This window comes from Stenotrophomonas sp. GSD10 (genome assembly GCF_056172695.1).
The window spans coordinates 4,187,501-4,208,942 of sequence record NZ_JAOCMC010000002.1 but is presented as its reverse complement, the minus strand read 5'-3'; the positions used below and the strand labels follow the sequence as shown (position 1 = coordinate 4,208,942).

General features: G+C 68.7%; 15 protein-coding genes and 4 pseudogenes (1 of these 19 only partly in view). 10 read left to right on the top strand and 9 right to left on the bottom strand.

Features of this window, described 5'->3' with window-relative positions:
- Nucleotides 1-32: 32 nt before the first annotated feature.
- From N4G47_RS19595 to N4G47_RS19570, 6 genes and pseudogenes are all read right to left on the bottom strand, one after another.
- Nucleotides 33-431, bottom strand: a complete 399-nt coding sequence (locus N4G47_RS19595; RefSeq protein WP_475289693.1) for a hypothetical protein — start codon at nucleotides 429-431, stop codon at nucleotides 33-35.
- A gap of 94 nt (nucleotides 432-525) precedes the next feature.
- Nucleotides 526-2,559 carry an FUSC family protein gene (locus N4G47_RS19590; RefSeq protein WP_475289692.1) on the bottom strand — a complete coding sequence of 678 codons (2,034 nt, stop codon included), beginning with the start codon at nucleotides 2,557-2,559 and terminating at the stop codon, nucleotides 526-528.
- Nucleotides 2,560-2,562: 3 nt separating this feature from the next.
- Nucleotides 2,563-4,031: pseudogene (locus N4G47_RS19585) on the bottom strand (efflux transporter outer membrane subunit).
- Nucleotides 4,028-4,945 (bottom strand): efflux RND transporter periplasmic adaptor subunit, encoded by a 918-nt coding sequence (locus tag N4G47_RS19580; protein WP_475289691.1) that lies wholly within the window; start codon nucleotides 4,943-4,945, stop codon nucleotides 4,028-4,030. The pseudogene N4G47_RS19585 and the gene N4G47_RS19580 overlap by 4 nt, the downstream one beginning before the upstream one ends.
- Nucleotides 4,942-5,151, bottom strand: coding sequence for a DUF1656 domain-containing protein (locus N4G47_RS19575; protein ID WP_025875651.1), 210 nt, complete (start codon nucleotides 5,149-5,151; stop codon nucleotides 4,942-4,944). The genes N4G47_RS19580 and N4G47_RS19575 overlap by 4 nt, the downstream gene beginning before the upstream one ends.
- Before the next feature lie 107 nt (nucleotides 5,152-5,258).
- On the bottom strand, nucleotides 5,259-5,714 hold the full coding sequence (locus N4G47_RS19570) for a MarR family winged helix-turn-helix transcriptional regulator (RefSeq protein WP_008265191.1): 456 nt from the start codon (nucleotides 5,712-5,714) through the stop codon (nucleotides 5,259-5,261).
- Between the two features lie 670 nt (nucleotides 5,715-6,384).
- Between N4G47_RS19570 and folE the strand changes: the two are divergent.
- The 4 genes and pseudogenes from folE to N4G47_RS19550 all read left to right on the top strand — a co-directional run bounded on the left by folE (nucleotide 6,385) and on the right by N4G47_RS19550 (nucleotide 12,662).
- Nucleotides 6,385-6,995 (top strand): annotated as a pseudogene (gene folE / locus N4G47_RS19565) (GTP cyclohydrolase I FolE).
- A 112-nt stretch (nucleotides 6,996-7,107) separates the two neighbouring features.
- Entirely contained in the window at nucleotides 7,108-8,577 is a 1,470-nt protein-coding gene (locus N4G47_RS19560) for a DUF3375 domain-containing protein (protein WP_475289690.1), read from the top strand.
- Nucleotides 8,564-9,265 carry a DUF4194 domain-containing protein gene (locus tag N4G47_RS19555; RefSeq protein WP_249842409.1) on the top strand — a complete coding sequence of 234 codons (702 nt, stop codon included), beginning with the start codon at nucleotides 8,564-8,566 and terminating at the stop codon, nucleotides 9,263-9,265. The genes N4G47_RS19560 and N4G47_RS19555 overlap by 14 nt, the downstream gene beginning before the upstream one ends.
- Nucleotides 9,266-9,281: 16 nt before the next feature.
- Entirely contained in the window at nucleotides 9,282-12,662 is a 3,381-nt protein-coding gene (locus N4G47_RS19550) for an ATP-binding protein (protein ID WP_475289689.1), read from the top strand.
- Nucleotides 12,663-12,770: 108 nt separating this feature from the next.
- Here N4G47_RS19550 and N4G47_RS19545 read toward each other — a convergent pair whose 3' ends face one another.
- The gene (locus N4G47_RS19545; RefSeq protein ID WP_475289688.1) at nucleotides 12,771-13,547 is read right to left on the bottom strand and encodes a sulfite exporter TauE/SafE family protein; all 777 of its coding nucleotides are present in this window, start codon (nucleotides 13,545-13,547) and stop codon (nucleotides 12,771-12,773) included.
- 81 nt (nucleotides 13,548-13,628) lie between these two features.
- Between N4G47_RS19545 and N4G47_RS19540 the strand changes: the two genes are divergently transcribed.
- Complete coding sequence (locus N4G47_RS19540) at nucleotides 13,629-14,021, top strand: YchJ family protein (protein ID WP_475289687.1); 393 nt, start codon at nucleotides 13,629-13,631, stop codon at nucleotides 14,019-14,021.
- Here N4G47_RS19540 and N4G47_RS19535 read toward each other — a convergent pair.
- Nucleotides 14,003-15,273 (bottom strand): annotated as a pseudogene (locus N4G47_RS19535) (GGDEF domain-containing protein). The gene N4G47_RS19540 and the pseudogene N4G47_RS19535 sit on opposite strands and share 19 nt — an antisense overlap.
- Nucleotides 15,274-15,423: 150 nt before the next feature.
- Between N4G47_RS19535 and egtB the strand changes: the two are divergent.
- The 5 genes and pseudogenes from egtB (at nucleotide 15,424) to N4G47_RS19510 (ending at nucleotide 20,719) form a co-directional block, all read left to right on the top strand.
- The gene (egtB, locus tag N4G47_RS19530; RefSeq protein WP_475289686.1) at nucleotides 15,424-16,695 is read left to right on the top strand and encodes an ergothioneine biosynthesis protein EgtB; all 1,272 of its coding nucleotides are present in this window, start codon (nucleotides 15,424-15,426) and stop codon (nucleotides 16,693-16,695) included.
- Nucleotides 16,692-17,666, top strand: coding sequence for an L-histidine N(alpha)-methyltransferase (gene egtD, locus N4G47_RS19525; RefSeq protein ID WP_475289685.1), 975 nt, complete (start codon nucleotides 16,692-16,694; stop codon nucleotides 17,664-17,666). The genes egtB and egtD overlap by 4 nt, the downstream gene beginning before the upstream one ends.
- A gap of 81 nt (nucleotides 17,667-17,747) precedes the next feature.
- Nucleotides 17,748-18,998 (top strand): lytic murein transglycosylase, encoded by a 1,251-nt coding sequence (locus tag N4G47_RS19520; RefSeq protein ID WP_475289684.1) that lies wholly within the window; start codon nucleotides 17,748-17,750, stop codon nucleotides 18,996-18,998.
- Nucleotides 18,999-19,059: 61 nt separating this feature from the next.
- Nucleotides 19,060-19,926 carry a D-hexose-6-phosphate mutarotase gene (locus N4G47_RS19515; RefSeq protein ID WP_475289683.1) on the top strand — a complete coding sequence of 289 codons (867 nt, stop codon included), beginning with the start codon at nucleotides 19,060-19,062 and terminating at the stop codon, nucleotides 19,924-19,926.
- Between the two features lie 26 nt (nucleotides 19,927-19,952).
- Nucleotides 19,953-20,719 (top strand): annotated as a pseudogene (locus tag N4G47_RS19510) (GYF domain-containing protein).
- 52 nt (nucleotides 20,720-20,771) lie between these two features.
- On the opposite strand, the gene N4G47_RS19505 reads toward N4G47_RS19510, so the two are convergent.
- Nucleotides 20,772-21,442: the 3' portion of a benzoate/H(+) symporter BenE family transporter gene (locus tag N4G47_RS19505; protein WP_475289682.1), read on the bottom strand. Its footprint extends 517 nt past the window's final position; 671 of the gene's 1,188 nt are visible here — the last part of the coding sequence; its start codon lies off the right edge, out of view — the gene reads right to left on this strand; its stop codon occupies nucleotides 20,772-20,774.

Here is a 21,442-nt window from a genome sequence, read left to right as displayed (position 1 = left end):
CGTTCCCACCGGGAACGGGCTCTGACCCGGCGTCATTCCGCAATCAGCACCAACCCATCGGGGAAGACGATGGCCGCTTCATCGGCACTCACGTCGAAGAAGCCCACGCCGTGCTTCTCGGCCAGGTCCTGCACGCGGCCATGCGCGCGCTCGGCCACCGAATATGCGAACGCACCGTAGATCACCTGCTGGCCGATGCTGTACTCGGTCACTTCGGCACGATCGTCATCGTCGTTGCTCAATGGGCCGTTCATCGGCGGGAAGTCCCGTGCCATCTCCGCGAACCACGCCTGCAGCGCCGGGCTGCTGACCGCCGGGTCGTCGTACTCGTGGCGTTCGTTCCACTGCGTCTGCTTCTCGAACCAGGCGATGAAGGCCGCCGCTTCACGCGGCGCCACGCTGGCCTCGAACACCATCATGTCGTAACTCATTGGAGCTTCCTGTTGCAGCGCCGGGGTCGGATCCCCCTCCACAGGAGAGGGCGCTGACCCCATCGCAGGGTCTGTGGCTGCACAGGGTAGCGTGCTAGGCCTGTGCGGCTCCTTCCCAACCCGGCGCCAACGCCTTCGCCTCCGGGAACAGCGCAAAGCGCAGGCCGATCAGGCCCATCAACGCCTCGTCGCGGGCCTTGCAGGCGGCCACGCTGCCAACCCGGCCCAGCGAGGTGTCCAGCCGCTCGCGCAGCGCCTCGGCGGCCACCATCGGCTTGCGCGCGGCAATCTGCCGCCGGTAGTGCGCGGCGATGTCCTCCAGGATGTGCTCGACCGCTTCGCGGCTGCGCTCGGGCAGCTCCAGCCGTGCACGGCGCAGCTGCAGGATGTTCAGGCCGATGCGCGCCTCGTTGAGCATGTCCACCGAGGCGATGTCGCTGCCTTCCGGCGTCGCCGCCAGGCGCGGTGCGAGCAGGCCCAGCAGGTCGAGCATGCGTGCGGCGAAGCGCTGCCGGTCCTGCTGGCCACGGCCTTCGGCGGCCTCGGCCAGCGTGGTCCAGCCCTGCCGCACCAGCCGGCGCGCGGTCCACTCGGCACCTACCGAACGGAACAGGCGGGTCATCACCACCGCAAAGCCAATGCCGATGAACATTGCGATGGACGAGTTGAGGAAGGTCTGGATGTTGGCGCTGTAGGTGTTCTGCAGGCTCAGCAGCGCGGCCAGGTTCACCGTCAACGGCAGTGCGAACAGCGCGCTCTTGGGGTGGTGCAGCATCAACCCCAGCGGCAGGAACACCACCGCCAGCACCAACGCCAGCAGGCCGAAATCGTGCACGGCCGGGAACACACCGAACAGATACACGCCGGCCACCACCGAGGCCACCATCGCCCATACCAGGAATGACACCATGCTTGGCGCCGGATCGTCCTGCGCGGCGAAGAACGCAGCGGTTACCGCCGCCATCATCGCGCCGTTGCCACCGCCTTCCCAGCCCAGTGCGATCCACAGCACGCAGTAGCTCATCAGCGCCACGCCGGCGCTGAGCGCGGAGAACAGCGCCATGCCGTAGTCGACGTGCTTGTCGGCGGCCACCCGCTCGGTGCGGATGCGGTAGTGCGCGCGATCCAGCGGCGCGGTGCCATGGTCGATCGCATGCTGCAGGGTGCGGCAGTCCTGCCACAGGTCCACCAGCTCCTCCAGGCGCAGCAGCAGGCTGGCCAGCTGCAGGTGCTGAAGATCGCGGTCCACCTGCGGTTTCAACGCACTGATGCGCGCGCGCAGCCGCGCGTACTCGCTGGCGTTGGTCGGGCCGTCCAGCCAGTCGTGGATGTCGTCGATCAGCTCCGGCAGGCCCTCCGGCAGGGCCTGGCCATCGCTGCGCAGCGCGCTCAGGCGATCGGCAATCGAGGACAGCACCGGCAACAGCAGCAGCATGCGCTCGCGCAGCCGCTCCATCGACACCGCCGAACCGGCGTGGCGCGGGTCGTCGCGGCGCAGGAACTCGATCAGCGCCTCGAACTGCACCAGGTCGGCGGCCAGCCGGTTGCGCGGCGCATGTGCGCGGCCGCGTTCCAGAATCTGCCGGCACCACTGCGCGGCGTCCTCCATCCAGTTGCCGATGCGTGCGCGCAGCATCGGTCGCACCGAGGCCGGGAACAACAGCGAGGCGAACAGCACCGCCACCACCGTGCCGAGGATGATCTCCTCGCTGCGCGCGACCACGGTGTCGAAGATGGTTTCCGGCGAGGTCACTGCCGGGAAGCCGATGAAGGCGGTGGTGTAGCCGGCCAGCAGGAACGCGTAGCCGCGCGGGCCGCGGTTGAGCAGCGCCATGAACAGGCAACCGGCCAGCCAGACCGACATCGCCGCGCTCAGCAGCAGCGGCGTTTCCACCAGCGCCGGCAGCACCAGCAGGGTGGCCAGCCCGGCCACCAGCGTGCCGACGATGCGGTACACGCCCTTGGCGCGGGTCGGGCCCAGCAGCGGCTGGCTGACGATGTACACCGTGCCCATCGCCCAGTACGGGCGCGACAGGTTGCCGGCCATGGCGATGTACAGCGCGGCCACCGCGGCCAGGTAGGTCTTGATCGAGAACAGCCAGGCCTGGCGGTCGGTCAGCGCGTTCATGGCTTACTTCGCCGAGGCCTGTGCGGTGGCCGGCGCCGCCGGGGCGACCGTTGCCTGCCAGCCGCCACCCAGCACCAGGAACAGATGGATCTGGTCGCGCGAGACCTGCGCTTCGGCAGCGGCCAGGGTGGCGTCGCTGGTGGCCAGGCTGCGGTCGGCATCCAGGCTGGACAGGTACGGCGTGCGGCCGCCCTGGTACAGCCGGCGGTTCTGCTCGGCGGCCAGCGCGGCCTGGTCCTGCGCAATGCGCAGCGACTGCAGGCGGCGCAGGTCCTGCGCATAGCGGTCCAGCGCAGTCTGGGTCTCGCGAAGTGCCTGCAGCACGGTGTGGTCGAACTCGGCCAGCGCGGCATCGGCGCCGGCTTCGGCAGCGTGGATGCGCGCGTGCGTGCCCGACGACGGCAGCGTCCACGAGATCAGCGGGCCGATCGACCACTGCTGGGTCATCGGCGTGCCGAAGTCTTCCAGCAGGCCGGCGGCACCGACCGAGGCACCGAGGCGGATGTCCGGATACAGCTCGGCGGTGGCCACGCCAATGCGCGCGGTGGCCGAGGCCAGCTTGCGTTCGGCCTGGCGCACGTCCGGGCGGCGCTGCAGCAGGGCACGGCCATCACCGACCGGCAGCGGCTGCACCAGCCCGGGGCGTGTGCACAGTCGATCACGCCGGCCGGCAGCTGGCCCGGGGTCTGGCCGAGCAGCGCGGCCAGCGAATAGGCGGCCGCCGAACGCTGCGCGCGCAGCGGCGGCAGTGCGGCCTCCAGCAGCGCTACCTGCGCATTGGCGCGGGCCAGTTCCGGCGGCGTGCCGCGCCCGGCTGCGATCAGGCGTTCGGTAACGGTGCGGCTGCGCTGCTGCAGCTGCAGCGAATGCTCGGCCACGTGCAGTTCGTGGTTGGCATGGCAGATTTCCAGATAGCTGTCGGCCACCTGCGCGACCACGCTGACCTGGGCCAGATCGCGTGCCGCCGCCACCGACTGCTCGTCGGCACGCGCCGCTTCGGCGCCGCGCTTGAGCTTGCCGAACAGGTCGAACTGGTAGCTGACCGCGAACTTGCCGTCGGCCAGGTTGATCACCGGCAGCTCGTGCTCCTGCAGGAACGATTCGGCCGACAGCTGCGCACGGCTGACGCCGGCCTCGGCCTCGTACTCGAAGCCGCCGGCGTCCAGCGCCTGTTCGTACACGGCGGCGGCGCGGCGCAGGTGCGCATCGGCGGCCTTCAGTTCCACGTTGTCACGCAGCGCCTGGGTGATCAGCCCGTCCAGCACCGGGTCGTTGTACAGCGACCACCAGCGGTCGGGCAGCGCCTGGTTGGCGGCGACCTGCGGGTTCTGCGTATCGATGAAGGCGGCATTGGCTTCGGGGCGCTTGAATGCCGAGCCTTCCGGCAAGGCATAGTCCGGGCCGACGGTCCTGCACGCGGCCAGGCTGGCCAGCGCGACGATCAGGCCGAGACGGGGCAGGGTGGTGTTCACAGGCCCGCCTGTGTCGGCGCGGTGCCGGCCTTGTCTGCGTGCTTGGCGCTGTTGGTTTCGACGGTCACGGTCGCGGTACGGCCGGCGATCAGTTCCACGCCCTTGGGTACTTCGTCGATGGCAATGCGGACCGGGATGCGCTGCGCCAGCCGCACCCAGTCGAAGGCCGGGGTCACGTTCGGCAGCAGGGTGCTGCCGTTGCTGCGATAGCGGTCCTCGATGCCGGCAGCGATGCTTTCCACGTGGCCGCGCAGCGGCGCCGATTCACCCATCAGCCGGATGTCCACCGTCTGCCCCGGCGCCACGCCGCGCAGGCGGGTTTCCTCGAAGTAGCCATCAATGCGGAACGAGCCGGTATCCAGCAGTGCCAGCACCGGCTTGCCGGCCACCACGTAGTCGCCCACGCGCATCGTGCGGTCGCTGACCCGGCCATCGGCTGGCGCGCGCACGTCGGTGCGGCCGAGGTTGAGCTCGGCCAGATCGACCGCGGCCTGTGCGGTGGCCAGCGCCGCCTGTGCAGCCTGCAGCTTGGCGCGGCGCACTTCGGCGTCCTCGGCGGCGACCAGATCCTGCAGGCTGCGGTCGCGGCCGATCTCGCGGCGCAGCTGCGCCACCGAGGCCTGGCGCTCGGCCAGGCTGGCCCGCGCCTGCTCCAGCGCGATGCGGTAGCGGGCGCGATCGACCACGAACAGCAGGTCGCCCTTCTTCACTGCCTGGTTGTCGGCCACGTCCACCGTTTCCACCAGCCCGGACACATCCGGCGCCACCTGCACCACGTCGGCGCCGACATGGGCGTCGCGGGTCCACGGCTCATCCATGTAATAGACCCACAGCTGGCGCAGCACCAGCAGGGCGACGATGACCGCTGCGCTGGTCAGCAGTACGGGAAGGGCTTTCTTCACGATCTTGTTCACGATTGCATCCAACGCAGGAGGTGGAACAGCAGGCCAAGCACGATCCCGTACAGCGCCAGGTTGAACAGCGCCGGGTGCCATACGTGGCGGTAGGCGCCGGCACGCTGCAGCAGCGCGTGCAGGCCGCTGTTGACCAGATAGGCCAACACCATCAACCCGAGCAGGGTCGGGACGAACACTCCGTGGAGACTGAATTCACCGGGCATCGGTAGGGGCGGGGACGAGGTGGGGGAGGGAGGGACAACGAAACAACAGCAACGGGCAAAAGCCGCTGGCGTGTGCACGGCAGCGGCGGTGTTCGGGGGCAGCGCGCTTACGTGATGCGGTCGGCGGCCTCGGCCAGCAGGCGCCATGCCTTCAGCACGGCGTGCAGTTCATCCATGGAGAGTTCGCCGAAGACGTCCTGGCGCAGGCCGATCAACTGGTCTTCCAGCTCGCTGACCAGCGCCTGGCCGGCGTCGGTCAGCCACAACAGGTTGGCGCGGCGGTCGCTGGCATCGCTCTCGCGGCGGACCAGGTCGCTGGCGCACAGCTTGTCCAGCAGGCGCACCAGGGACGGCCCTTCCATGCCCAGCTGCTGGGCCAGCGCCACCTGGCGGATGCCACCGCCGGAGCGGCCGATCATCAACAGGGGCATGGTGCAGGCGGTGGAGATGCCATAGCTGCCGAGCCGGCTGTCGGCCAGGCGCTGCCACTGCCGCCCTGCGTATAGCAGGCCGGAGCTGAGCTGCATCTGCAGCACGGTGCGCTCGTCGAGGGGTCGGTCCATAAGAGATAGATAGGATACTACTAATTTCATTCCTATCAATAGGTTTTTCTGAATGGGTGGGGTGTAGTGAGGAAAGCGCTGCGCCTGCTGGCTATCGGTTGGGGTGGCGGAGGGCCGGATGGTCCAGGACACGCCGTAAACCCATCCATGGGGGCTCGTAGGCGCCATCCATGGCGCCTGCGGTCCTGGCCCATCCGGCCCTCCGCCACCCACCCCACATCCCGCGAGCGCGGTGGGTTGGCTCTTTAAAGGCAAGAGCAGAAGCAGTGCGGACCAAGGTCCGCACCCACCAGGGCGGCGCACCGCTTCCGAAGCCATGAACCCCCGCTTTTGACCCCGCTTTCGGGCGGTTCGGCCGCGCCCGCGGGAAACTGTCAGGGATGGGGAAGGGCGGCAGGGCAGGACCGTGAGGCGCATGGATGCGCCGACCGAGCCCCCAGGGGTGAGGGCGCTTTGCCTGCGAGGCATGCCTCGCAAGCGCCCGAACGCACAGCCGCCAGCGGCTGGGCCGGACCCCGGAGGGGGTTTACGGCGTGTCCTGCCCTGCCGCCCTTCCCCATCCAAGCCGATACCAATCAACGCGCCGCCAGACCCCCGATGAACCGTCCCAACAGGACGACCCACCCCCGGTCGGGTACGATGCTCGCCCCCGTTCGGGACGCTGTACGCAATGAGCAAGAACAACGAAAAGGCCGCCCCGCAGGGCGACGTGACCCAGGACCAGGCCGAGGATGCGGTGCGCACCCTGCTGCGCTGGGCCGGTGAGGACCCGTCCCGCGAAGGCCTGCTGGATACCCCCGCCGTGTCGCCGAAGCCTATGGCGACTGGTTCAGCGGTTACCGCGACGACCCGCGCGCCTACATGGAGCGGACCTTCGAGGAAGTGGCCGGCTACGACGAACTGATCGTCCTGCGTGACATCGAGTACGAAAGCCACTGCGAACACCACATGGCGCCGATCATCGGCCGCGTGCACGTCGGCTACCTGCCGGCCGGCAAGGTGGTGGGCATCAGCAAGCTGGCCCGCGTCGTCGAAGCCTACGCCCGCCGTTTCCAGGTGCAGGAGAAGATGACCGCGCAGATCGCCCAGTGCATCCAGGATGTGCTGCAGCCGATCGGCGTCGGCGTGGTCGTCGAAGGCGCCCACGAATGCATGACCACCCGCGGCATCCACAAGCGCGGCGTCAGCATGGTCACCTCCAAGATGCTGGGCAGCTTCCGCGACGACGCGCGCACCCGCGCAGAGTTCCTGCGCTTCATCGAAGTGGGCGGCAAGCGCTGAGCCGCGTGCCCGCACCCCGCCGGCCCGGTGTGGCCGGCATGCCCACGGCTGCCCGCGCGCCAGCCGTGCGTGACGGCGCGTCCCTGTCAGCCCTACAGACCTCTTTCGCTGCATGAAGCATCGCGAACGCATCTCCCGTTACCGCCATCTGCGCGAACAGCCCCAGTGGAAGCTGCTCGCCGCCGACCACGCCCCGGAAATCATCGGCCTGCTGCAAGGGCTGCTGATGGACGGCGAGCGCACGCTGCCGTCGTCGGTGCTCAACGAGCGCCTGCAACGCGCGCTGGACCAGCTCAACGGCGATGAACTGTCGCGCGAGCTGCCGCGTACCGCGCAGGCCTATATCGCGCACTGGTTGGCCCAGGGCTGGCTGGAACGACGCCTGCCCGAAGGTGCCGACCAGGAGCAGTACGAGCTGTCCACCGCCGCACTGCAGGCAATCCGCTTCGCCGATGGCCTCGAGCAGGCCCGCGTGGCCGCCACCGAAAGCCGCTTGGCGCTGGTCATCGAACAGCTCTCCCAGCTGGCCGCGCAGACCGAATCCGATCCGGACGCACGCCTGTCGGCTCTGCGCGATGAGCGTGACCGCATCGACGCCGAGATCGCCCGCGTCGGCGCCGGCCGCGTGATCGCGCTGGACGGCAAGCGCGCGCTGGAACGTGCGCGCCAGATCATCGGCCTGGCCGACGAACTGACCGAGGATTTCCGCCGCGTGCGCGACGACTTCGAGCAGCTCAACCGCGATTTCCGCGAACGCATCATCGACGACGAAGGCGAACGCGGCGACGTGCTGTCGCAGCTGTTCGAAGGCGTGGACGTGATTGGTGAAAGCGACGCTGGCCGCAGCTTCCAGGCGTTCTGGCGGCTGCTCAACGACGCCGAACAGAGCGCCCAGCTCGATGCCGCACTGGAAGCGGTGCTGGCGCGTGGCTTTGCCCGCCGTCTGGACCGCAGCGAACGCAACTTCCTGCGTGGCTTCACCAGCACCATGCTCGAGCGCGGTGGCCAGGTGCACGACGTGCTGCAGAACTTCGCGCGCAGCCTGCGCGGCTTCGTGCAGAGCCGTGGCTACCTGGAACAGCGCCGCCTCAACCAGCTGCTGAAGCAGGCGCAGTCCGAAGCGCTGGCGCTGCGTGATGAGTTCCCGGCACAGCGTGGCATTGGTCGCGACCTGCAGCTGACCACCAGCCGCCTGCGTTCGTGGTCGCAGTGGAAGCTGCACGATCCGCGCAGTGCCCAGGTCGATGGCAACGTCGAGTACAACGACGCAGCCGCGATCAGCCTGGAAAGCGTCGGCGATCTGGTGGCCTCGTCCGAAATCGACTTCCGCACCCTGCGCCGCGACCTGCACGACCTGCTCGATGCACAGCCGCGGCTCAGCATCGCCCAGGCCCTGTCGCAGCGCGAAGCGCCGCAGGGGCTCGGCAGTGTCATCGGCTACCTGTCGCTGGGCACGCGCTTCGGCAACGTAGTGGCCGGCGAGCAGGAGCTTGCGCAATGGCGTGGTGGCGACGGCCAGATCCGTCGCGCCCGCATCCCGCTGGTTTGGTTTACCCAGGAGAGACGCCATGAGCTGGCATGAAGATCCCATCGACGCATCGCAGGCCGACGTGGCGGAAGACGCCTACGAGGCCGAGCCGGTGGCGACCATGGCGCAGCCCCGCCGTGGCAACGACGTGTACTACCTCGGCGATACCGGGCGGCTGCCGCTGGATGCGCGCCGCGCGCTGTGCCAGCTGCTGATCGGCCCCAGCATCGACCAGCTGCGCCACGCCAAGCTGTGGCCGGCGCTGATCCGCAGTGAAGCGGCGATCCGTTCGGCACTGGCCGACCTGTTCCTGGAACTGGTGCTCGACCGTGACAGTGGCGTGGCCTTCACCCGCCAGGCGGATACCGAAGACGTCGATGCGCCGGTGCTGCTGCGCACCTCGCCGCTGACCTTCATCGACTCGGTGCTGCTGCTGTTCCTGCGCCAGCAGCTGGCCGAGGCCGATGCGCGCGGCAACCGCGCGGTGGTGGCCGACGCCGAGATGGCCGAAGCGCTGGCCATCTACGAAAAGAACCTGTCCACCGACCGCGCCGGCTTCAACCGCCGCGTCGCCTCGGCCGTGCAGAAGATGAAGGACAACCACATCCTGACCCGCCTCAGCGGCCAGGAAGACCGCCACGAAGTCTCGCCGGCGCTGAAGCTGCTGTTCTCCGCCGAAGACGTGTCCCAGCTTTCGGCGGTCTACCGCCAGCTGCGCGAAACCCCGGCCGCCGAGGCCTGAGAGACCCGACCATCGCATGGCTATCTCCAAGCACACTCCCGCCCTGTTCAACGAAGGCCTGCCGGACCCGCGCCTGCAGCAGTTCCGCATGCGCCGCCTGCAGGTGCACAACTGGGGCACCTTCAACGGCCTGACCGAAGTGCCGATCGCCGAGCGCGGCTTCCTGTTTGTCGGCCGTTCCGGCTCGGGCAAGTCGACCCTGCTCGACGCCATGTCCGCGCTGCTGACGCCGCCGGCCATCGTCGACTTCAACGCCGCCGCGCGTGAAGCCGAGCGCAGTGGCCGCGACCGCAACCTGGTGTCCTACGTGCGTGGCGCCTGGGCCGACCAGCAGGACAGCGGCACCGGCGAGATCGCCACCCAGTACCTGCGCAAGGGCGCCACCTGGACCGCACTGGTGCTGGAGTACCGCGCCGGCGATGGCCGCGTGGTCAGCCTGGTGCGCCTGCTGTGGATCTCCGGCAACGGCACCTCGGCCGGTGACGTGCGCAAGCACTACATGATCGCCGAGCGTCCGTTCGACATCGCCAAGGACCTCGGCGGCTTCGACCTGGACCTGCGCAAGCTCAAGCAGAAGCTGGCCGACCTGCACCACTTCGACACCTTCTCCGGTTACGCCGAGCGCTTCCGCGACCTGCTCGGCATCGACAACGAGATGGCGCTGCGCCTGCTGCACAAGACCCAGTCGGCCAAGAACCTGGGTGACCTCAACGTCTTCCTGCGCGACTTCATGCTCGACACGCCGAAGACCTTCGACGCCGCCGAGCGCCTGGTCAGCGACTTCGCCGAGCTCGATGGCGCGCACCAGGCCGTGGTCACCGCGCGCCGCCAGGTGGAGACCCTGCTGCCGGCACGCGCCTACTACGGCGACCTGAAGAGCATGCATCGCCAGCGCGGCGACGACGAAGCGCTGAAGCTCGGCGTCGACAGCTTCCGCGAAAGCCGTCGCCAGGCGTTGATCGAAGCGCGCCTGCGCGAGATGGACGTGCGCGACCGCGGCCTGCTCGGCGAAGAAGCCCAGCGCCGTGCCGCACTCGACAACCACACCGAACGCCTGGCCGAACTGGAACTGCAGCGTCGCCAGCAGGGCGGAGAGCGCATCGAGGAACTGGAGCGCGAGCAGGGCCGTGCCGAGGCCGAGCGCGACCGCCGCCAGGCCAAGCGCGAACAGGCTCGCGAGGCAGCACAGCAGCTGCAGGCCGAGCTGCCCGACGATGCCCACGGCTTCGCCGAGCTGGTCGAGCGCGCACAGAACGAACTGCAGGACCGCCAGCGCGCCTCGGCGGCACTGGACGATGCGATCAGCGACCGGCTGGGCGGCAAGCGCGATGACGAGCGCCGCTTCGGTGAAGTGCGCCTTGAGCTGGAGGCGATGCAGCGCACGCCGTCCAACATTCCTGCGCCGATGCAGAAGCTGCGCGCGCGCCTGGCCGAGGAAACCGGCATCGCCGAAGCGGCGCTGCCGTTCGTCGGCGAGCTGATCCAAGTCCGCTCGGAAGAACAGGGCTGGCAAGGCGCCATCGAACGCGTGCTGGGTGGCTTCGCGCTGTCGCTGCTGGTCGATGACAAGCACTACAACGAGGTGGCCGAGTGGGTGAACCGTACCCACCTGGGCATGCGCTTCACCTATTATCGTGTGCGCCGCAACGATGAAGCGTTCGCCCGCGAACCGTCGGCGAAGTCGCTGCTGCACAAGCTGGAACTGCGTGACCACGTGTTCGAAGGATGGCTGCGCCGTGAACTCGGCAAGCGCTTCGACTACGAGTGCGTGGATGCCAAGCAGCTGCGCAACGTCGACCGTGGCATCACCCGCGAAGGCCAGGTCAAGCATCCCGGTGACCGCTTCGAGAAGGATGACCGCAGTGCCGTGGGTGACCGCCGTCGCTGGATCCTCGGCTTCAACAACCACGACAAGGTCGGCGCCTTCGAGCGCGAGGCACAGGAACTGGCCAAGCGCATCGCCGGTTGCGAGACCGACATCGCACGCCTGCGCGGCCAGCGTGACCGTGACAACGAGCGCCGCCTGGCCTGCCACGAGCTGGTCAGCATCAACTGGAACGAGATCGACATCGCCGCCCCGCAGCAGCGCCTGAGCGATATCGAAGCGACACTGCGCGATCTGCGCGAAGGCAATGCCGACCTGGCCAAGCTGGCCAAGCAGATCGACGCGGTGCGCGCCGATATCGAACAGTCGCGCCGCACCTATGAAGACGTCCGCGTCGAGCGTGGCCAGCTGGTCAAGGAACGCGATCGCCTCGACCGCGCGCGCCAGCAGAGCCGTGCGCTGGTGCTGCCGACCCTGGCCCAGGAGCAGGAAGCCGGCCTGGCCGAGCGCCTGCAGGAGCAGGGGCCGCTCAGCCTGGAAACGCTGGAGGCGCACATGCGCCAGGTCAGCAATGCACTGAACGAGCAGCTGTCGTCCTCACAGCAGGACCTGAATCGCATCGAGAACCAGCTGGTCGGTTGCTTCCGTCGCTTCATCCAGCAATGGCCGGAGGAATCGGGCGACTTCACCGTGTCGGTGGCCTCGGCCGAGGACTTCCTGGCCCGCCTCGAGCGCCTGGAACGCGACGGCCTGCCGCAGCACGAAGAGCGCTTCTTCGACCTGCTGCAGAACCAGAGCAAGAACAATCTGCTGGCGCTGCAGCGCCACAGTGCCGAGGCCCGCAAGTCGATCGGCCAGCGCCTGGACGAAGTGAACGCCAGCCTGGAACAGGTGCCGTTCAACCGTGGCACGCTGCTGACCATCGAGCTGAGCGACCGTCGCCTGCCGGAAGTCGGCGAGTTCCAGCAGCAGCTGCGCGAGGTGCTGTCGCAGCAGCAGACCGAACAGCGTGAGCTGGCCGAATCGCAGTTCACCGTGCTGCGCCAGCTGGTCAACCGCCTCGGTTCGCAGGAGGGCGAGGACAAGCGCTGGCGTGAACTGGTGCTGGACGTGCGCATGCACGTGGAGTTCATCGGCGTCGAGCTGGATGCGGAAACGCGCCAGCAGGTCGAGATCTACCGCAGCGGCGCCGGCAAGTCCGGCGGCCAGCGCCAGAAGCTGGCCACCACCTGCCTGGCCGCCGCGCTGCGCTACCAGCTCGGCGGTGCCGACAGCCAGCTGCCCAGCTATGCGGCCGTGGTGCTCGACGAAGCCTTCGACAAGGCCGACAACGAGTTCACCGCGCTGGCGATGAACATCTTCGACAACTTCGGCTTCCAGATGGTGGTGGCCACCCCGCTGAAGTCGGTGATGACGCTGGAACCGTTCATCGGTGGCGCCTGCTTCGTCGAGATCAGCGGCCGCCACGACTCCGGCGTGCTGCTGATCGAGTACGACGAAGAAGGCAAGCGCCTGAAGCTGCCCGAGCGCAGCCGCCAGCAGGCCAACGAACCGGAAGAAGCCGAGGCCTGAGCGCCCCGGGCAATCCACCTGTAGAGCCGAGCCATGCTCGGCTGCTTGCCGCGACCGGAAACATCGTGCCAACCAAGGTTGGCACCTACCGCGTCATGAAACCCCTCATCAACCGCGCAACGTATCCCACGCCATCCGCGCGATCAGCACTACCACCAGGCCCACGAACAGCTTGCGGATGAAGGGCGTGCCGCCCTTCAGCGCCAACCGCGTGCCCACCACCGAACCGATGATGTTGGCCGCCGCCATCGGCAGCGCGAACAGCCACAGGATGTTGCCGGTCGGCACGAAGAACGAGATCGCCGCCATGTTGGTGGCCAGGTTCACCACCTTCGACGCTGCCGAGGCGCGCAGGAAATCCAGCCCGAAGAAGCGCACGAACAGGAAGATCAGGAAACTGCCCGTACCCGGCCCGAAGAAGCCGTCGTAGAAGCCGATCGCCGCACCGATGACCAGCGCGATGGCCAGCTCGCGGCGGCCGATCTGCTGCGGCCGGTGCAGCGCGCCGAAGTCCTTCTTCCACAGCGTGTAGGCCAGCATCGCGATCAGCAGCACCAGCACCAGCGGTCGCACCGCGTCCTTGGGCAGCAGGCTCACCGCCGTGGCCCCGGCGAAGGAAAACACAAAGGCGGTACCTGCGGCGAACAGCACCGGCTTCCACGGGAAGCGCACGTTGCGCGCATAGCGCCAGGTCGCTGCACCGGTGCCGAACATCGAACTGAACTTGTTGGTACCGAACAGCATCGCCGGCGTCTGCTGCGGCAGCACCGTGAACAGCCCCGGCAACTGCACCAGTCCGCCGCCACCGACGGCGGCATCGACCAGGCCGGCGATGAAGGCGATCACCACCAGCCACCACAACTCAGGGGGAACCAGTTCCAGCACGGCGATCAATCAAGGTGGGGGCGCGACAGCATACGCCTATCGCCGATGGATGCCGGCGGCGTCCCGCGCGACAATACGCACATGAGCCCAACGCCTGCCGATCCCTGCCCCTGTGGCCTGCCCGCCGACTATGCTGCCTGCTGCGGCCGCTTCCATGCCGGCGCGGCCGCACCCGATGCCGAGCGGCTGATGCGCTCGCGCTACAGCGCCTACGTGCGCGGCCTGGCCGACTACCTGCGCCAGACCTGGCACCCGGACACCCGGCCTGCCGAGTTGTCGCTGCAGGATGCGCCCGGCCAGCGCACGCAGTGGCTGGGCTTGACCGTGCACGAACACACGGTTACCGGTGCCGACAGTGCCGAGGTGCGCTTCACCGCCCGCTATCGGGTCGGCGGCGGCAGCGCGGTGAAGATGACCGAGCACAGCCGCTTCCGGCAGATCGACGGCCGCTGGTACTACCTCGACGCGGTCTGAGTGTCCGCCGGCGCGTGCACCTGGTTGCGGCCGGCGCCCTTGGCCGCATACAGCGCCTGGTCGGCAGCCTTCACCACCGCCAACGGACGCGGGTCGGTGCGGCTGTCGGCCAGCCCGATGCTCACCGTCACCTGCACCACCTGGCCGCTGCCACCGCGTCCGCGCTGCTGGCGCCCGGCCTCGTCGTCACGGCTGCGCGTACTGCGGTCGCGCAGCTGCATGCGGGTGTCCTCGATACGCTGCCGCAAGGCCTCCACGGCATCCACGCAGGCCGCCGCCGGGCGGTCCAGGAACACCACCGCGAACTCTTCGCCCCCGTAGCGGAATGCCTGGCCGCCGTCGCCCACCCGTGCCAACCGCGAGGCCACCAGGCGCAGTACATCGTCACCGGTATCGTGGCCATGGGCATCGTTGAACGATTTGAAATGGTCCACGTCCACCATCGCGATGCTGAAGGTGCCGCGCGCCCGCTGCAGGGTCTGGTTGAACGCGCGCCGCCCGGGCAGGCCGGTCAGCTCGTCGCGGAAGGCCATGTGGAAGAATTCCTGCAGCATCGCGCCCAGCATCAGCAGCAACGCGGCACTGCTCAGCGCAGGCAGCAGGACCGGCTGCAGGAACACCCGAGGCAGCATCCACCACAGGCACAGCAGGGCCAGCAGCATGGCCGTGTGCAATGGTCGCGGGTATCGCCATGCGTGCCAGCCCAGCGCGGCGGTGGCCAGCAGGAACAGCAGGGCCGGCAGCTGCGCCAGCGCGTTCCAGCTGGCCGGGATCCAGGCCCAGTGACGATCAGACAGAAGATCGTGCATCCCGCGTGGCTGCTGCACCGCCAGCAGCAGGAAGATCATCAGCGCCACACCCCACACCACGCCGCGCAGCAGCAGGTCGTGACGACGGCGTCCGCGTTCGGGCCATAGCGCCAGCCCGCCGAACAGCAGCGGCACCCATGCCGAGACGGCGTGGAAGCGCAGAGGGTCAACGGGTCGACATGACCACGGCGCAGGTAACCGCCGACATCCTGGTGCAGCAGGGCGAACACCAGCGCCACCACCAGCAGCAGGCACAGCGTGCGCATCTGGTGGTAGAGCAGGGCCAGGCCCGCACCGAGACAGGCCAGCAGCCAGGGCAGGATGCGTTGCGCCGGGCTGGCCACGTCCTCGTTGCCCAGGGCCATCCACAGCACCAGCACGACCAGCACGGCGGGCAGCACGAACAGGTAATGCGCAGGCTGGCGGAGCGGATGCAGGGGCACGCAGGAAGTCCAATGCGGTGACAACGCGGCCGCAGCACTGCCGTTAGCGGCGTTGGCGCATGCTTCTTGAATGCGAGCCGGTCATCCATGTGAACGCGGTGACGCCGAACCATGACATTGCACTCACCCGCGGGCACCGATCCTGCGGCCATGGACAGCGTACCCGTCGCCGTCGCTGCCCCGCAGCGCGATCTCGCCCGTCAGTTCGCCCGCGTGCGCAACCGCAGCGTGCAGCTGGCGGCGCCCCTCAGCGCCGAGGACGCCATGCTGCAGAGCATGGCCGACGCCAGCCCCAGCAAATGGCACCTGGCCCACACCACCTGGTTCTTCGAACGCTTCGTGCTGGCCGGCTTCCCGGCTGCAGCTGCGCATGACCCTGCCTGGGATTACCTCTTCAACAGCTACTACAAGAGCATCGGTCCGGCACACGCACGGCCGCAGCGGGGCCTGTTGTCGCGCCCCTCGCTGCAGCAGGTCTACGACTATCGCCAGCAGATCGATGCGCAGGTGCAGGCCCGCCTGGCCAATGGCGACCTGGACGCGCAGGCACTCCAGCACCTGCACTTGGGCCTGCAGCATGAACAACAGCATCAGGAGCTGCTGCTGACCGACATCAAGCATGCGTTCTGGTGCAATCCGTTGCAGCCGCCGTATCGCGAGGATCTGCTACCGGCCAGCAGCATCGCCAGCGCACAGGGCTGGGTCGAATCGCCCGAGCGCATCGTCACCGTCGGCGCTGCCGCCTGGCCTCGCCACGTCGCCTTCGCCTACGACAACGAGTCACCGCAGCATCGCGTGCTGCTGCCCGCCCACGCGCTGGCCGAGCGCCCGCTCAGCAATGCCGAATACCTCGACTTCATCGAGGCCGGTGGCTATCGCGAACCGCGCTGGTGGCTCAGCGAGGGTTGGGCACTGCGCGAAACCGAAGACTGGCAGCATCCGCTGTACTGGGACGACACCCTGCGGCGCGAATACACCCTGGGCGGCTGGCGCGAACTGGATCCGCATGCACCGGTCTGCCATCTCAGCTACTACGAGGCCGATGCCTGTGCCCGCTGGGCCGGTGCGCGCCTGCCCAGTGAGTTCGAGTGGGAGGCGGCCGCCGCGTCGCGGCCGGTGAGTGGTCATTTCGCCGATGATGATCACCTGCATCCGCAGGCCGCGCAGGGCCACGGCCTGCGCCAGCTGTTCGGCGATGTCTGGGAATGGACCCACAGTGCCTACGGCGCCTACCCGGGTTTCCGTCCGTTCGCCGGCAATCTCGGTGAATACAACGGCAAGTTCATGTGCGGGCAGTGGGTACTGCGCGGCGGCAGCTGCGCAACCCCCGGCGGCCATGTACGTGCCAGCTACCGCAACTTCTTCATGCCGCCGGCGCGTTGGCAGTTCTCCGGCCTGCGCCTGGCCCGGGATCGGACATGAGTACAGTGCACGACGCCCTGCAGGCGCTCACCGACCTGACCCCGGGCCGCCAGCAGATCCTGGCCGATGCGGTGGCAGGCTTGTCGCGGGCCTCGCGCCAGCTGCCCTCCAAGTACTTCTACGATGCGCGCGGCTCGCGCCTGTTCGAGCAGATCACCCAGACCCGCGAGTACTACCCCACACGCACCGAACTGGCCTTGCTTGATCGTGTCCTGCCGGACATCGCACGCGCTGTGGGTCCGCGCCTGCACGTGGTGGAACTGGGCAGCGGCAGTGGCCGCAAGACCGCGCTGCTGCTGGCCGCGTTGCAGGACCCGGTGGCCTACACCCCCATCGAGATCTCGCGGGCGGCGCTGTTGTCCAGCATCGACCATCTGGCGCCGGCGCTGCCCGAGGTCGAGATGCTGCCGGTGTGTGCCGACTTCACCCGGCCCGTCGCTGTGCCCACGCCCGAACGCAGGCCTGCACGCCGGCTGCTGTTCTTCCCCGGTTCCACACTGGGCAACTTCGCCGAAGAGGATGCGGTTGCCCTGCTGCGCGCGATGCGCCGCACCATGGGCGCTGATGGCCTGGCCCTGATTGGCATCGATCTGCACAAGGACCCGGCGCTGATCGAAGCGGCCTACAACGATGCGCAGGGCGTCACCGCCGCGTTCACCCTCAACCTGCTGGCCCGGCTCAACCGCGAGATCGGCAGCGATTTCGACCTCGACGGCTTCCGCCATCGCGCCCGTTACAGCACCGCGCGGCTGCGCATCGAGACCGACCTGGTGAGCCGCTGGGCGCAGGATGTCCATCTCGGTGGCCGAATCTTCCATTTCGCCGCCGACGAACCGATCCGCGTGGAGTACAGCCACAAGTACACCGATGACAGCTTCGATGCGCTGCTGCTGCAGGCCGGCCTGCAGGTCGTGCAGCGTTGGGATGCCGAAAGCCCGGCCTACGGCCTGCGGCTGCTGCGCGTCACCTAGCGGCCGGCAGCCGGCGCCGCTTCAGGTTCAGGGGCGGCGCTCGGCCTAAGATGGCCCTGCAACGGCAACACGGAGGACGCCATGCCCATCCTGACCACGCTCGGCCTGGCGGCCGCTCTGGCGACGGCGCCACAAGCGCCGGCAGCAGCGACCACCGCCGGCGATCCGGCGTTTGCCCGCTGCATGGCTGGCCTGCAGGCCACCGCCGGCAGCCGCGGCATCAGCGCCGAGCGCTTCGCTGAGATCACCGCCGGCCTCACGCCGGACCCCAGCGTGCTCGGCCTGCTCGACGCGCAGCCGGAATTCACCACGCCGATCTGGGATTACCTGGCGGCACTGGTCGACCGCCAGCGCGTGGACGACGGGCGCGCCCTGCTGCAACAGCATCGCGATCTGTTGCAACGCGTGTCGGCCCAGTACGGTGTCGACCCGGCCACCATCGTTGCGGTCTGGGGTGTGGAAAGCGACTACGGGCGCGTATTCGGCAAGCGCCCACTGCTGCAGTCGCTGGCCACGCTGTCCTGCGCCGGCCGCCGCCAGCCGTTCTTCCGCGGTGAACTGCTGGCCCTGCTCACGCTGATCGACCGCGGCGACCTGCAGGCACAGGGCTTGACCGGCTCCTGGGCCGGCGCCTTCGGCCACACCCAGTTCATGCCCAGTACCTATGCGCGTATCGCTGTCGATGGCGATGGGGATGGCCGCCGCGACCTGGTCGGCAGCATCCCCGATGCGCTGGCGTCCACCGCCAACTATCTCAAGCGTGCGGGCTGGCGCACTGGCGAGCCGTGGGGCATGGAAGTACGCGTGCCGGCCGGCTTCAATGCCAGCCAGGCCGGTCGCACCCAGCGTCGCGCACTGGCGGACTGGCGCACCCTGGGCGTGACCGCGCTGGATGGAAGCGCAGTGGTGCCGCCCAATCTGCCGGCCGACGCGCGCGCGGCCCTGCTGCTGCCCGCCGGCAGCAACGGCCCGGCATTGCTGGTGTTCCGCAACTACGACGCCATCTACAGCTACAACGCCGCCGAAAGCTATGCGCTGGCGATCGCCACGCTGGCCGACCAGCTGCGCGGCGGCGGTGGGCTGGCCACCGCCTGGCCGACCGACGATCCCGGCATCGGCCGCGACGAGCGCCGCCAGCTGCAGACCCTGCTGCTGGCGCGCGGCCACGATATCGGTGCCGCCGACGGCATGATCGGTGCCGCCACCCGCCGTGCGATCCAGGCCGAACAGCAGCGCCTCGGCTGGGCCACGGCCGACGGTCGTGCCGGTCAGCGCATCCTGCGCACGCTGCAACAGGAAGCGGCGGCCAGCACCGCCCCCGCCGCGCGTTAGGTCTTGCCGTTCGCACACTGGCCGCGACATCATCGCCGCGGCCATCAAGGAGCGTCATCGCATGCAGTCGAATCCGGACATCAGCACCGGCCTGTTCCACGGGCTTGAGGCGTGGTTGGTAAGGACTCCCGCCGCCACTGCCGCCATCAGCGTGTTCGGTGGACAGCTGCTGTCATTCATTCCGGAAGGACAGCCCGACCTGCTGTGGTTGTCACCCGCGCGCGCCGCGCTGCCGACGCCGATCCGCGGCGGCGTGCCGGTGTGCTGGCCCTGGTTCGGCCGCCAGGACCAGGGCGATGATGTACCGGCGCACGGCCTGGTGCGAACCGCACGCTGGCAGCTGCTGCAGGCCCGGCATGACGAGCACGGTGCGGTGGAACTGCAGCTGGCGCCTGTGGATGTCAGTGCGTCCGGCCTGCGCGTGCAGATGCAGCTGCGTATCGGCCACCAGCTGCGCCAGCAGCTGACCACCGACAACATCGGGTCCTCGCCGCTGACCTTCACCCAGGCCCTGCACAGCTATTTCAGGGTGGGCGACGCCAGCCGGGTCGAGGTCGATGGCCTTGACGGCCTGCAGTACCTGGACAAATACGAGCAAGGCGCGCCGCCGCGACAGCAGCAGGGGCCTTGGTCGCTGCGTGACCGGCGTGACCCGGGCCGTAGCGACCGCATCTATACCGGCGCTGCTGGCCACTACCTGCTGCGCGATCCGGTGCTGCAGCGGCAGATCGAGATCCGCAGCGAAGGCAGCCAGACCCTGGTGGTCTGGAATCCCGGCGCCGAGGCCGCGGCGAACATGGCCGATGTCGGCGATGGCTGGCGCGACTATGTGTGCCTGGAAGTGGCCAATGCCGGACCGGAGCGGATTACCCTTGCGCCGGGCGCGCGCCACCAGATGGCGCAGACCGTGGGCAGTGCCTCACAGTGACGATGGATTCAACAGGGATGGGCCGCATGCAGGATGCGCAGTGGTGGTATGCCAACAGCAGGCAGAGCGAGGGACCGGTGGACCTGGCCGGGCTGCGCCGCCTGCAGCAGGACGGAACGGTGACCGCGCGTACGCTGGTGTGGCGGGAGGGAATGCCGTCGTGGCGACCGCTGGCCGAACTGGACCCATCGGTGGCTGCTGCCGAGCCGGTCGCGCCTTCGCCTTCGCCGGAGCCTGCTGCTGCCACTGCGGTCGCCGTCGCAGATCCCGCCGACCCCTATCGCGCACCCGCGACGGCGCCCGTCGCCACGCCGGCAGCAGGGCTGGACGGTGACATGGCCCTGTATGCCGCCGTGGTCGGGGGCAACTTCCCGATCTACCGTCAGCGCTGGCGGCTGGACCAGGGGTTGCCGATGGCCGCGGCACCTGGCACTGGCCGGCGTTCCTGATCGGTGTGATCTGGATGGCGTACCGCAGGATGTACCGGCTCGCCGCCATCTGGGCCGGCACACTGGTGTTCTTCAGCATTGCCGAAATACTGCTGGGGGTGCCTGAAGGCCTGTCGGTGATCATCACCCTGGGGCTGAACACCACCGCTGCGCTGTATGCCAACCGCTGGTACCTGGCCCACTGCCAGCGCGAAATTGCCCGCGCCAGGGCGCAGGCCGGAGGCGATGAGGCACGCCTGCACAGTGTGCTGGCCGCGCGCGGCGACACCCATGCGCCGGCCGCGGCCATGGTGGCCATCGTCGTCGTCGCGATGATGCTGGTGGCGCAGGGGCTTGCCGGCTGAGGCCGGCGTGGTGATCTCCTGCGCCGGCAGCGTCGCGGGCTGACCTGATTGTTCAGGCCGTCGTCCTGGCTCGCAGCACCAGCAGGCACAGTGCACCGGCCACCAGGCCCCAGAACGCCGAGCCGATGCCGGCCAGGGAGACGCCGGAGGCGGTGACCAGGAAGGTGACCAGTGCGGCCTCGCGGTCGCGCTCCACTGCCAGCGCACTGGCCAGGCTGTTGGCGATGGTGCCGAACAACGCGATACCGGCCACGCAGGCTACCAGTTCCTTCGGAAAGGCAGCGAACAGTGCGGCCACGGTGGCACCGAACAGGCCGATGAGGATGTAGAACGCGCCAGCGGCCATCGCGGCGATATAGCGGCGCGCCGGATCCTCATGCGCATCGCGGCCCATGCAGATCGCCGCCGTGATCGCCGCCAGGTTGAGTGCATAGGCACCGAAGGGCGCCAGCAGTGTATTGACCACACCGATCCACCCGATCAGCGGCGACACCGGGGCGTCGTAGCCGGACGCGCGCATCACCGCCACGCCCGGTATGTTCTGCGAAGCCATGGTGACCACGAACAGGGGCAGGGCGATGCCGGCCACCGCTGTCCATGACAATGACGGGGTCACCCATTGCGGTACCGCCAGTTGCAGCTGCACCTGCTGTGCGTGCAGCAGGCCACGACTGGCCGCAACCGCAATGCCGACCAGCAGGGTGGCGATGACCGCATAGCGCG